This is a genomic window from Amycolatopsis sp. cmx-11-12, assembly GCF_046269425.1.
Lineage (GTDB): Bacteria > Actinomycetota > Actinomycetes > Mycobacteriales > Pseudonocardiaceae > Amycolatopsis.
This window is the reverse complement of the sequence record NZ_JADNQM010000031.1, coordinates 94,310-105,616: the sequence shown is the minus strand read 5'-3', so window position 1 is coordinate 105,616 and position 11,307 is coordinate 94,310. Positions and strand designations below refer to the sequence as shown.

At 69.6% G+C, this 11,307-nt stretch carries 11 protein-coding genes and 2 pseudogenes; 7 read left to right on the top strand and 6 right to left on the bottom strand.

The features are described from left to right. Positions 1–367: pseudogene (locus ACLARN_RS33155) on the top strand (hypothetical protein); the annotation flags it as partial. 846 nt (positions 368–1,213) lie between these two features. Here the strand turns inward: ACLARN_RS33155 and ACLARN_RS33150 are convergent. Together ACLARN_RS33150 and ACLARN_RS33145 are read right to left on the bottom strand one after the other, a co-directional pair. Beyond that, positions 1,214–2,389: a 4-hydroxybenzoate 3-monooxygenase gene (locus ACLARN_RS33150; protein ID WP_409495413.1), complete on the bottom strand. Its 1,176-nt coding sequence runs from the start codon at positions 2,387–2,389 to the stop codon at positions 1,214–1,216. A 32-nt stretch (positions 2,390–2,421) separates the two neighbouring features. Then, a complete protein-coding gene (locus ACLARN_RS33145; protein WP_409495412.1) occupies positions 2,422–3,195 on the bottom strand; it encodes an IclR family transcriptional regulator in 774 nt (257 codons plus the stop codon). Between the two features lie 68 nt (positions 3,196–3,263). Between ACLARN_RS33145 and ACLARN_RS33140 the strand changes: the two genes are divergently transcribed. Beyond that, entirely contained in the window at positions 3,264–4,487 is a 1,224-nt protein-coding gene (locus ACLARN_RS33140; protein ID WP_409495411.1) for an FAD-binding protein, read from the top strand. Here the strand turns inward: ACLARN_RS33140 and ACLARN_RS33135 are convergent. Then, positions 4,484–4,834, bottom strand: a complete 351-nt coding sequence (locus tag ACLARN_RS33135) for a hypothetical protein (RefSeq protein WP_409495410.1) — start codon at positions 4,832–4,834, stop codon at positions 4,484–4,486. The two genes, ACLARN_RS33140 and ACLARN_RS33135, sit on opposite strands and share 4 nt — an antisense overlap. 24 nt (positions 4,835–4,858) lie before the next feature. After that, a complete protein-coding gene (locus ACLARN_RS33130) occupies positions 4,859–5,089 on the bottom strand; it encodes an FCD domain-containing protein (RefSeq protein ID WP_409495409.1) in 231 nt (76 codons plus the stop codon). Between ACLARN_RS33130 and ACLARN_RS33125 the strand changes: the two are divergent. Continuing rightward, a pseudogene (locus ACLARN_RS33125) lies at positions 4,986–5,984 on the top strand (AMP-binding protein); the annotation flags it as partial. The gene ACLARN_RS33130 and the pseudogene ACLARN_RS33125 overlap by 104 nt on opposite strands. Here the strand turns inward: ACLARN_RS33125 and ACLARN_RS33120 are convergent. After that, complete coding sequence (locus tag ACLARN_RS33120; RefSeq protein ID WP_409495408.1) at positions 5,965–6,924, bottom strand: helix-turn-helix domain-containing protein; 960 nt, start codon at positions 6,922–6,924, stop codon at positions 5,965–5,967. The pseudogene ACLARN_RS33125 and the gene ACLARN_RS33120 sit on opposite strands and share 20 nt — an antisense overlap. A 99-nt stretch (positions 6,925–7,023) precedes the next feature. Here ACLARN_RS33120 and ACLARN_RS33115 point away from each other — a divergent pair, with 99 nt between their 5' ends. Then, positions 7,024–8,028 carry an NAD(P)H-binding protein gene (locus ACLARN_RS33115; protein ID WP_409495407.1) on the top strand — a complete coding sequence of 335 codons (1,005 nt, stop codon included), beginning with the start codon at positions 7,024–7,026 and terminating at the stop codon, positions 8,026–8,028. Here ACLARN_RS33115 and ACLARN_RS33110 read toward each other — a convergent pair. Further along, positions 8,018–8,530 (bottom strand): M15 family metallopeptidase, encoded by a 513-nt coding sequence (locus tag ACLARN_RS33110; RefSeq protein WP_409495406.1) that lies wholly within the window; start codon positions 8,528–8,530, stop codon positions 8,018–8,020. The two genes, ACLARN_RS33115 and ACLARN_RS33110, sit on opposite strands and share 11 nt — an antisense overlap. A 154-nt stretch (positions 8,531–8,684) precedes the next feature. On the opposite strand from ACLARN_RS33110, the gene ACLARN_RS33105 reads away from it, so the two are divergent. The 3 genes from ACLARN_RS33105 to ACLARN_RS33095 are packed head-to-tail and all read left to right on the top strand — an operon-like array spanning position 8,685 to position 11,304. Further along, positions 8,685–9,419 (top strand): response regulator, encoded by a 735-nt coding sequence (locus ACLARN_RS33105; protein WP_409495405.1) that lies wholly within the window; start codon positions 8,685–8,687, stop codon positions 9,417–9,419. Continuing rightward, positions 9,416–10,822, top strand: coding sequence for an ATP-binding protein (locus ACLARN_RS33100; RefSeq protein WP_409495404.1), 1,407 nt, complete (start codon positions 9,416–9,418; stop codon positions 10,820–10,822). The genes ACLARN_RS33105 and ACLARN_RS33100 overlap by 4 nt, the downstream gene beginning before the upstream one ends. Next, positions 10,819–11,304, top strand: a complete 486-nt coding sequence (locus ACLARN_RS33095; protein ID WP_409495403.1) for a GerMN domain-containing protein — start codon at positions 10,819–10,821, stop codon at positions 11,302–11,304. The genes ACLARN_RS33100 and ACLARN_RS33095 overlap by 4 nt, the downstream gene beginning before the upstream one ends. The last annotated feature ends 3 nt before the right edge of the window (positions 11,305–11,307 follow it).

Sequence of the window (11,307 nt, the reverse complement as noted above, 5' to 3'; positions counted from 1 at the left end):
CAGCCCAACAAGCATAACTACATGGAGAGCCCGTTGCGGCGAGAGTCGCACGGCGGGTTCGGCGGGCGGCCTCTGGGAAACGCACCCGAGGAAACTCGGGCGGCGCGCCCAGGGCCGACCCATCTGCAACCGGGCCGCCCATGTCTGCGAACTCGACCACTCGATTCCGTGGCAGTTCCAGGGCGAAACGAACGTGGCCGACCTGGTCACCTACTGCACTCGCGACCACCGGCTGAAAGACGAACCCGGCTGGATCTATCACCTCGAACCCGATGGCGGCTTGAAGATCACCACTCCTACCGGGCAGGTCCACACCAGTGCGCCACCACCATTGCATGACCCGCGGTCGGAAACGCCGCCGTTCTGACCTGTTGCCGCGAAACGGCGACGAGTGTGCGGTCTCGTGGAGCGGTTGCCGCTGGCGGTGACCACGGCTGGCGGTCTGATTGACGCTTGCCGTACGCCGATCGGTTTTGGTCCCGGATCGTTGCCGCGGAACGGCTACACCGGGCACCTGACTGTTCCGCGCTTGGTGTTGCCGTGAATTGGCGACCACAACGGCTGGTGGCTTGACCGAAGCTTGGCCGTTTGCTGATCGCTGGTTCGTCTGGGCCGTTGCCGTGGAATGGCGAAACCTGTGGTCTTGCCGCGGGACGGCGACACCTCGAGCTGTTCGCCGGATCAAAGCTTGCCGCCCGTCGATCGCTGGTTCACCCCTGATCGTCGCCGAGGAATGGCAAGACCAGGCACCTGGCTGTCCGGTGCTCGGCGGCGTTGCGTTGTCGCGTTGCCGCGAATTGGCGACGACCGCGGCTGGTGGCCTGTCCGAAGCTTGGCCGTTCACTGGTTCGCCTGGGCCGTTGCCGTGGAATGGCGAAACCTGTCCCGATTCGCCTCTGTCGAATGGCGCGTGGTGCATCTTCTGCCATGTGGTCTTGCCGCGGGACGGCGACGCCTCGAGCTGTTCGCCAGATCGAAGCTCGCCACCCGTCGATCGCTGGTGTACCCCAGACCGTCGCCTCAGAACGGCAACACCCAACACGAGCCCCAAGCCCTTGCCCGCCCCGGAGCGACCACCGCCGTCCGTTCATCCGAAACCAGCCGCGAACCACCCACGACCAACCCACGACCAACCCGCATCCGGCCCCCAACGCCGCCAGTTCGTCCATCGCCCGAGGCTGGCCAACGGCCCTCGAAAACCGGACCAGACGAGTCAGAACCCGATGGGCAGCCCCGCGTAGTTCTCCGCCAGCCCCGCCCTGCCCGCCTCGCTTCGCGCCAGCCAACGCAGTTGCGAGAGCTGCAACTGCCGGTCGAACGGATCGCCCGATTGGTGCAACATCGTCGTCATCCACCACGAGAAATGCGTACACCGCCAAACCCGGCGCAGTGCGGCGTCGGAGTAGGCGTCGGCGAGCGCGGAGTTCTTTTCTCGCACCAAAGCGGCCAGCGCGGGGGCGAGGAGGGCGACGTCGGCGACGGCGAGGTTGAGGCCTTTGGCGCCGGTCGGCGGCACGATATGGGCGGCGTCGCCGGCGAGGAACAGGCGGCCGTGCCGCATGGGTTGCTGCACGAAACTGCGCATGGGCAGCACGCTCTTGTCGGTGATCGGCCCGGGGGTGAGCGTCCAGCCGTTCTGGCCGTGGCCGAGCCGGGCCGCGAGAGCTACCCAGATCCGCTCGTCGGACCACGTGCCGATGTCGGTGCCGTTGGGCACCTGGAGATACAGCCTGCTGACAGTGGCCGAACGCATCGAATGCATGGCGAAACCGTCGGGATGCCAAGCGTAGATGAGCTCGTCGGTCGACGGGGCGACGTCGGCGAGGACGCCGAGCCACGAGTACGGATAGGTGCGCTCCCAGGTCTGCTTCGCGGCGTCGGGAATCGCGGTGCGGCAGGGCCCGAAGGAACCGTCGCAGCCGACGACGACGTCGGCGTCCAGGCGCTGAGGCGTGCCGTCAGGAGCGGTGAAGGTGACGTAGGGCTTGTCGGTCTCGACGTCGTGTACGGCGGTGTCGCTGACCTCGTAGTGGATCTGCTGCCCCGCCGCCGCTCGCGCCTTGCCGAGGTCTTTGGTCACCTCGGTCTGGCCGTACACGGTCACGCTGCGCCCGACCAGGTCGACGAAGTCGAGATGGTGTCGTTCCTCCGGCCACTGCAAATAGATGCCGCGATGCTCGTCGCCCTCGCGGTCGAGCCGGTCGGCGAGCCCGACCTCGCGCAGGAGGTCCACTGTGGACTGTTCGAGGATGCCGGCCCGGATCCGTGCCTCGACGTACTCGCGCGAGCGGGTCTCCACGATCACCGATTCGACGCCCGCCAGATCGAGCAGATGCGACAGGAGCAGTCCGGCGGGGCCGGCACCGACGATGGCGACTGGGGTTCGCATGACCGGAGTCTGGTCGTGAGGCAGGTGAACTCCTAGCGTCCGCTTTCACTCAGTGAAACTCGCAGGCTCCGGCCGATTCCGGCGGCCGCCACCTGGAGCGCGGAGACCAGTCGCGCCTTGCCGCGGCTCAGATCCGGGACGACCAGGCCGAGTGCCGCGACGACCTCACCGCCGTCGGACGGCCGGATCGGGACCGCGACCGAGCAAGCGCCTCGACTCATCTCCTCGACGGTCTGCGCGTAGCCCTCCCGGCGGACGCGCCGCAACTGCTCACGCAGCCGTCCGGGCTGCGTGACGGTGTACGGCGTGACACGGGTCAGCGAGGCGAGCACCTGCCGCTGGACATCCTCCGGAGCCCAGGCCAGCAGGACCTTCCCGATCCCGGTGGCGTGCAGCGGCAGCCGTCCGCCGATCCGGCTGACCACCGGCACGGACGCGTTCCCGGAAAGCCGGTCGAGGTAGAGCACCTGGCCGCCGTCCCGCTCGCCGAGGTGCACGGTGGCACCGGTCGCGCCATAGAGATCCTGAAGGAAGGGGGCCGCGACCTGCCGCAGTTCGAACTGGACGGGGGCGAGCAGGCCGAGGTCCCAAAGCAGCCTGCCGACGGCGTAGCGATCCTCGCGTCGCTCCAGCGCGCCCAGTCCCACGAGTTCGCGGGCGAGCCGGTGCGCGGTGGGCAACGGCAGAACGGCGCGGTTCGCGAGTTCGGTCAGTGACAGCTCACGGTGCTCGACGTCGAAGGCACCGAGCAGCGCGAACGCCCGCGAAGTGACGCTGGCGCCCGGCGTGGAGAGGTTCCCGGCCATCCGGCCATTCTCTCACTGAGTGGAATCAAGGCCGACCTTGGCATTCTGGCCTGCGTAGGCTGGGCCGGGTGCGCGAGACGAACTGGGCGGGAAATCAGACCTTCACCGCGGAGCGGATCCTTCGCCCGCGCACGGTCGAACAGGTCCAGGAGGCCGTCGCCGGAGCGACCGCGGTCAAGGCGCTCGGCAGCAGGCATTGCTTCAACGACATCGCGGACTGTCCGGGTGGTGTCCAGCTCGACCTGAGCGCGCTCGACACCGAGGCCGTACTCGACGCGGAGTCCGCGACGATCTCGGTGTCGGCGGCGGCCCGTTATGGCGACGTCGCCGTTCAGGCGCACGCGGCCGGGTTCGCGCTGGCCAACCTCGCTTCGCTGCTGCATTGCACGGTGGCGGGCACCGTCGCGACGGCGACCCACGGCTCCGGACGACGCAACCAGAGTCTCGCGTCGGCCGTGTCCGGTCTGGACCTGGTCACCGCGGACGGTGAGCTGAAGACGTACTCGCACCACGACGGCGTGGTCGTCGGCCTCGGCGCGCTGGGCGTGGTGACCCGGCTGACGCTCGACCTCGTGCCGTCCTTCGAACTCCGCCAGGACGTCTTCGACGGCTTGTCCTGGGAGTCGGCGTACGAGCACTTCGAAGAGATCCAGGACGCGGGGTACAGCGTCAGCATGTTCACGAACTGGGCCCGCGACGAGATCGACCAGATCTGGGTCAAGGGCCCGGGACAGGCGGGCGCGGACTTCTTCGGCGCGAAGGCGGCGGACGGGCCGAGGCATCCGGCGCACGCGGCGGGGATCCCGGCGGACAACTGCACGCGGCAACTCGGGGTGCCGGGGCCTTGGCACGAACGGATCCCGCATTTCCGCCTGGACTTCACACCCAGTATCGGGAACGAACTACAGACCGAGTACTTCGTGCCCGTCCGGCACGCCGTCGCCGCGATGGAGGCGCTGCGCGGCATCGGGCACCGGCTGGCGCCCGTCCTGCTCACCTCCGAAATCCGCACGGTGGCGGGGGACGAGCTGTGGCTCAGCCCGTTCCACGGCGGTGACCGGATGGCACTGCACTTCACGTGGCAGCCGGATGAGGAAGCGGTCCGCGCGCTGCTTCCAGTCATGGAGGAGCGCTTGGCGCCGTTCGATGTCCGGGCACATTGGGGGAAGCTCTTCCAGCGGACGGGGAACTACCCGAAGCTGGCCGATTTCCGGGCGCTGGCCGTCGAACTGGACCCGGATGGCAAGTTCCGGAGTCCGTTCGTCCGGCGACAGGTGTTCGGGCAGCGCTAATCCGATTGCGACCAAGCGGCGACGGGCAGTGAGAGGTACACGCCGACGTCGTCGATCCCGGTCGCGGACTCGATGCTGGTGCGCAGCAGGTCCACCCGCTCCTGGCGGTTGTCCGCCCGGCTCGGGAACCATTTGGACTTGACCTCGATCAGCAAGTCCAGCCCGAAACGGTCGAAGGGGCCCGGCTGGCGGAAGCGGAGCTCGACGTCGCCCGGTTGCAGATCGCCGTCGTAGGGCTCCTCGGGACACTCCACCGCGACGGACACGAGGTGCGGCAGGACAGTGCCCAGTTCGCGCAGCTTGGCTTCGGAGAGGTGGGGCGCATAAGTGATTTCCACGATCGGCACGAGACCAAGCCTAAGGCAGGCGGATCAGTCGGTCTGCGGGTCCCAGGTCAGCAGCCGGACCTTGCTGACGGTCTGGACGTGCCGTCGCATCGCGCTCGCGGCCGCCTTCGGGTCGCCGTTCCGGATGGCGTCGGCGATCTTCTGATGCTGGCCGCCGGAACTCGGGGCGGTGCCACGAGCCGATATCGAACTGGACCGCTCCGGCACGCCGTGGCAAGGAGAAGAGCCGGACGCGGAGACCCCAGCTTTCGTCATCTATACCTCGGGGACTACCGGACCGCCGAAGGGAGTTCTGCTCCCGCGCCGGGCGGTGGCGTCGAATCTCGACGCGCTCGCCGGGATCTGGGGCTGGACGGACGCCGACGTCCTCGTGCACGCCCTCCCGCTGTTCCACGTGCACGGCCTGATCCTGGGCGTGGTCGGCCCGCTGCGGCGGGGCGGTTCGCTGCACCACCGGCTGGCGGCCGACTGCGAAGCCGATCCCGCGCTGGCCGCCGGTGTGGGCGCGGCGCGGCTGCTGGTGTCGGGCTCCGCCGCCTTGCCCGCGCTACGGCATGACCGAGACGCTGATGAACTGCGGGGTCCGTGACTCGGGGATCGGCGGCCCGGCTCGGTCGGCCCGCCGTTGCCCGGCGTCGAACTGCGGCTGGTCGACAACTCCGGTGTCCCGTTCGACGCCGTCGAGACGGTGGGGGAGATCGAGGTCCGTGGCCCGAACCTGTTCCTGGGCTACCTGAACCGGCCGGACGCCACGGAAGCCGCGTTGAACGACGGCTGGTTCCGTACCGGTGACATGGCGGTGCGCGACGCGGACGGTTACGTGCGGATCGTGGGCCGCCCCGCCACCGACCTGATCAAGAGCGGTGGCTACAAGATCGGCGCGGGTGAGATCGAGAACGCGCTGCTGGAACATCCCGGCGTGGCCGAGGCGGCCGTCACCGGCGAATCGGACGAGGACCTCGGCGAGCGCATCGTCGCGTGGATCGTCCCCGCCGAGATCAAGCCGACGGCGGACGAACTCGCCGACCACGTCGCCGCCCTGCTGTCGCCGCACAAGCGACCGCGGGTGGTCCATTATCTGGAAGCGTTGCCCCGCAACGAGATGGGCAAGATTCTCAAGCGGGCTCTCGTCACTGAGCGGCTCCGCTAGCCGTCTGCGCGCGGAAGGTGCGGCGGTAGCTGTCCGGCGGAACGCCGACGGTCCGGTTGAAATGCCGTCGCAGTGTCGCGGCGGTGCCCATCCCGGTGGCCTCCGCGATGAGGTCGACGCTGTCGTCGGTGCGCTCCAGTAGTTCCTGTGCGCGGCGGATGCGCTGGATCAGCAGCCATCGCAACGGCGTCGTCCCGGTCGCGGACCGGAAATGCCGGGCAAGGTTGCGCGAACTCATGTTGGCGTGCCGGGCGAGATCCTCCACGGTCAGCGGCCGGTCCAGCCGTTCGGTCACCCAGGGGAGCAGGCCGCCGAGCGGATGGTCGTCCTGATCGGGCACCGGCGCGGTGACGAACTGGGCCTGCCCGCCCGCGCGGTGCGGCGGGACGACCAGGCGGCGCGCGACGGTGTTCGCGACCGCCGAGCCGTGGTCGGAGCGGACCAGATGCAGGCACAGGTCCATCGCGGCGGCCTTGCCCGCCGAAGTGAGGACGCTGCCGTTGTCGACGTAGAGGACGTCCGGATCGACCTCCACCAGAGGATGGCGGTCGGCGAGCATGTCGGTGTGCGCCCAGTGCGTCGTCGCGCGGCGGCCGTCGAGGAGACCGGCGGCCGCCAGCACGAACGCGCCCGTGCAGAGGGACGCCACCCGCGCGCCCGCTTCGTGGGCGGCACGTACGGCGTCGACGAGGTCCGCGGGCGGAGCGACGTCGACGTCGGCCCAGCCGGGAACGATGACGGTGTCGGCACGGGTGAGGTGACCGAGGCCGTGGTCCGGTTCGAGGAGGAACCGGCCGACCTTCACCGCGGCCGGACCACAGACGGTGAGTTCGTACCAGGAGCCGGTGAATCCCGGCAGGCTCGAACCGAAGACCTCGTGGGCGATGGCCAGCTCGAACTGCAGCATCCCGTCCGTGGCGGCGAGGGCGACCTTATGCATGTCCGAAAGTGTACGCATGATGGCGTTCCGGACACTGTCGGCGGCCGGTTCCCGTCGGCAGGATGGTCCACAGTGGATCAGCCAAGGGCAGGAGAAACCATGGGTACGGGGTTCAACGTCGCGGTGTTCGGGGCCTACGGGCACACCGGCCGGTTCGTGGTGGCGGAGTTGCGCGAGCGGGGCTTCGGCGTGCTGGCGGTCGGCCGTGACGAGGCCAAGCTGCGTGGCCTGCCTTGGCCTGACCTCATGATCCGGCAGGCTTCGGTCTACGACCCGGCCACGCTCGACCGCGCCTTCGAGGGAGCAGACGCGGTGATCAACGCCGCCGGGCCGTTCGCCGACACCGCCGCGCCGGTGATCGAAGCGGCGCTGCGGGCAGGTGTCCCGTACCTGGACGTTGCCGCGGAGCTCGAAGCGAACATCGACACCTTCGCGCGGTTCGGCGACCGCGCCGAGGAGGCGACGGTGATCCCGGCGATGGCGTTCTTCGGCGGTCTCGGCGACCTTCTGGTCACCGCCGCGATGGGTGAGTGGACGTCGGCCGACGAAGTGCATATCGCCTACGGGCTGAGCAGTTGGCATCCGACGGACGGGACCCGCGCGGCGAGCAAGGTCTCGCGGGAGCGGCGGAACGGGAAACGGCTCCGGTTCTCCGGCGGCCGGATCGAATATCGCGACGACGCGCTGCCGACCTTGGACTGGGACTTCCCCGCGCCGTGGGGTACCAGCGCGGTGCTCGGCGAGTTCACGATGGCCGACGTCGTCACCGTTCCGAGTCACCTCGCCATTCCCGAAGTGACCACGTACATGACGGTGGACGCGGCCCGCGAGGTGGTGGCGCCCGAGACACCGTCGCTCGCCACGGACGGCCCGTCTTCGCAGACGTTCGTGGTCGACGTCGTCGTCCGGTCCGGTGGTGAGGAACGGCGGATCGTGGCTCAGGGGAGGGACATCTACGCGATCACGGCGCCGTTGGTGGTGGAGGCCGTCCAGCGGGTCCTCGACGGACGGACCAAGGCGAGAGGGGTCGTCTCGGCGGGGGAGATCTTCGACGCGGCCGACTTCCTGGCGGCGCTGGCTCCCCACATCACCGTCACTGGGTGACTCCCATCCGCCAGCCGGGGTGCGGCACCCGCGCGGGCGGATTCTCAGGCCAGTACTCGAAATGCCACCATTCGTTGTCGTAGGTCCGGTAGAGCGCGAAGCGGGCGCCGTGGTCCTCCAGCCACTGCGCGCCTTCGCGCGGCCGGACGTCCAGTGCGGTACCCCGGACGTGCGCCGAATCCTTCGGGGGCAGGACCCGCTTCCGCGCCGCCCCGGTCTTGGCGACGTCGTCGACGTACAGGCGATGCTGCTCGGCGGCGTCGCGGTGTCCCGAGGTGAGGCCGAGCAGCGTGTGGTGCCGCCAGAAGGCTTCCGTCCTGGCGGCGGTGAACGCGTCGAGGGTGCCGCCGGTGAGCCCGGCGAGGTTCTCGGCGGGGAAACGCAGCGACAGCGCCCAGCCGCAGGCGAGCCGCCGCGCGTGGCCGGGGGACCGCAGCCACGCCGGGATCACCAGCAGCACCGCGAGGACGCGGGTGACCACGGCGAGAACGATTTCTTTCATGCCGTCCACAGTCGACGCCGCCTGTCCGAGGCCGATCGCGGCCACGTGCGCGGACGCCGACGAATATGTCACCGTTCCGCACGGACCACGCTGTGACAGAACGAAGACATTCCGCGGATGTTCCGCGGAAACAGGGCAGGCACGATGGCGTGTCATGGACGAGCGGATTCCGTCCGGCGCTGCGATAGTCGTCGGTATGCCCAGGGTGCTGCTCATCGAAGACGACGAGGCCGTGCGCGACGGGTTGTGCATGGCGCTCGGGGGCCGTGGTCTCGCGATCGACGGGGTGGCCACCGGCGAAGAAGGCCTGGCCAGACTCGCGTCGAGGCCACCGGACGTCGTCGTGCTGGACCTGATGCTGCCCGGACTGGACGGATTCGAGGTCTGCCGCCGCATCCGGGCCGCGGGCGAGCTGCCGATCATCATGCTCACCGCGCGCAACGACGACATCGACGTGGTGGCCGGACTCGCCGCCGGCGCGGACGACTACGTGGTCAAGCCTGCCAGGGCCCAGGTGCTGGAGGCGCGGATCCGCGCGGTGCTGCGCCGCAGCGGGCAGCCCTCGCGCCCCGGGCCCGCACAGCCCGAGACTGAGTGGCACGGCGACCTCGGCATCGACCGCGCCGGGCTGACGGTGACCAAGGACGGCAAGCCACTCGCCCTCGCCCCGACGGAACTCCGGTTGCTGCTGGAACTGTCCCAGGTCACCGGCCGGGTGCTCAGCCGCCAGTATCTGTTGGAAAGCGTGTGGGAGCACGGATATTTCGGTGACTCCCGGGTCGTCGACGCGTGCGTCCAGCGGCTGCGGGCGAAGATCGAGGACGACTCGTCGGCCCCGGTGTACGTGCAGACGGTCCGCGGGTTCGGGTACCGGTTCGGGCCACTGTGAAGCTCTGGGGTCTGCGCACCCGGCTGCTGATGGCGTTCAGCCTGCTGGTCGTGATCACCGCGACGACGGTCGCCGGCTTCACCTACGTCCAGTCCCGCACCGTGATCCTCCAGCAGGCGCAGGACGCCACCGCCCGCGTCCTGGTCGACAAGGCCACCGCCCTGTATCCGCTCGGCCCGCTGCCACCGAGCGACGGGACGCTGAACCGGATCAGCGGCGAACTGTCCGATCGTGATTTGAGTTCCCTGGTCTTCCACGGGGACAGGGCGGTCGGGAGCGAGCAGATGCGACCGCTGATCTCGCCGGAACTGCGGGCGCAGGTCCGGTCGGGAACCGTCGCCTGGCAACGGGTCGTCTCCGAGGGGACACCGATGCTGGTGGTGGGTACCGGATTCACCGTCGTCCTCCCGGACGGGAAGCGGCAGGACTCGGGTATCGAGGCCTACGTCGCCCGCTTGCTGGTTCCCGAGGAACAGAGCATCGGGGAACTCGCGACCCGGGCCTGGCTGATCGGCGGGCTGGCCCTCGTGTTCGCCATCGGGCTTGCGCTGCTGGCCGCGCGCGGGGTGCTGCGGCCGGTGCGGGAACTGGGCGCCGCGGCACACCGGCTGGGGGAAGGCGACCTGCGGGCGCGGGTCGGCGTCCGCGGTTCGGACGAATTGGCCGGCGTGGCGAGAACGTTCAACGGGACGGCCGAGGCATTGGAACGGCACGTCGGTGAGCTGGAACGGCTGGAGTCCGACGCGCGCCGGTTCGTCGCCGACGTGTCCCACGAACTGCGTACGCCACTGGCCGCGATGACCGCGGTCGCGGACGTGCTGGAGCAGGAAGTGGCGCACCTGCCAGGGGACGCCGGCCGAGCGGCGCGGATGAGCATCGACGAGACGCACCACCTGACCCGGCTGGTGAACGACCTCATCGAGGTGTCCCGGTTCGACGCCGGAGCGGCCACCCTGATGCCGGAGGAGGTCGACGTCGCCGAGGTGATCACGGCGAGTCTCCGCGTCCGCGGCTGGTCCGACGAGGTGGAAAAAGACCTGCCCGCCGGGATCTTCGCCGGACTGGAACCGCGGCGGCTGGACGTCATCGTGGCGAATCTGGTTGGGAACGCGTTGCGGCACGGGGAAAAGCCCGTTTCACTCCGGCTGTCCGAAGCGGACGATTGGATCACACTGGAGGTCTCGGACCACGGGCCGGGGCTGGCTCCCGAAGTGCTGCCGCAGGTGTTCGACCGGTTCTACAAGGCGGATTCGGCACGGGCGCGGTCCGGCGGGAGCGGGCTGGGGCTCGCGATCGCCTGGGAGAACGCGCGTCTGCACCGCGGGACCCTGATCGCCGCGAACGGCACGGACGGCGGCGCGGTGTTCACCCTGCGCCTGCCCCGTCAGGTGGTGACGGCGTGAGGAAGAACTGGCTCGCGCTGCCTCTGATCGCGTTGGCGATCGCCGGTTGCGGTGTCCGGCCCAGTGGCGTGATCCCCGGGGCGCCCGCTCCGGTGGGCCCGTCCGGTGCCACCCCCGGGGAGCCCGGTCACGGTGCGGTGCTCTATTTCCTGTCCGGCGGGGAACCGGTGCGGGTGCAGCGCCGGCTGGACGAGGAACTGTCACTGGCACGCACGGTCGAACTGCTCGCCGCCGGACCGGACGAGAGCGAGCGGGAACGGCGCTATACCAGCGAAGTCCCGCTCGGCACCAGGGTTCTCGATCAGGAAACGGGGCCGGACGACGCTATGGTGACCCTCTCGGCCGGTGTCGCCGGGCTGTCCGCGAGGGCCGTCGACCAGATCGTGTGCACCGTCATGGACTCCCTCGGCGGCACCGCGCGGATCACTTTGCGGGGCGGGGGAACCGACCGCGGTCCGTTGTCCTGCCCCGTGCCTCGTTAGAAG

Excerpts from the sequence above, each read along its gene's own strand:
- ACLARN_RS33150 (WP_409495413.1), bottom strand. The coding sequence starts at position 2,389 with ATGCGAACCCCAGTCGCCATCGTCGGTGCCGGCCCCGCCGGACTGCTC.
- ACLARN_RS33145 (WP_409495412.1), bottom strand. The coding sequence starts at position 3,195 with ATGGCCGGGAACCTCTCCACGCCGGGCGCCAGCGTCACTTCGCGGGCG.
- ACLARN_RS33130 (WP_409495409.1), bottom strand. The coding sequence starts at position 5,089 with ATGACGAAAGCTGGGGTCTCCGCGTCCGGCTCTTCTCCTTGCCACGGC.
- ACLARN_RS33120 (WP_409495408.1), bottom strand. The coding sequence starts at position 6,924 with ATGCATAAGGTCGCCCTCGCCGCCACGGACGGGATGCTGCAGTTCGAG.
- ACLARN_RS33115 (WP_409495407.1), top strand. The coding sequence starts at position 7,024 with ATGGGTACGGGGTTCAACGTCGCGGTGTTCGGGGCCTACGGGCACACC.
- ACLARN_RS33110 (WP_409495406.1), bottom strand. The coding sequence starts at position 8,530 with ATGAAAGAAATCGTTCTCGCCGTGGTCACCCGCGTCCTCGCGGTGCTG.
- ACLARN_RS33105 (WP_409495405.1), top strand. The coding sequence starts at position 8,685 with ATGGACGAGCGGATTCCGTCCGGCGCTGCGATAGTCGTCGGTATGCCC.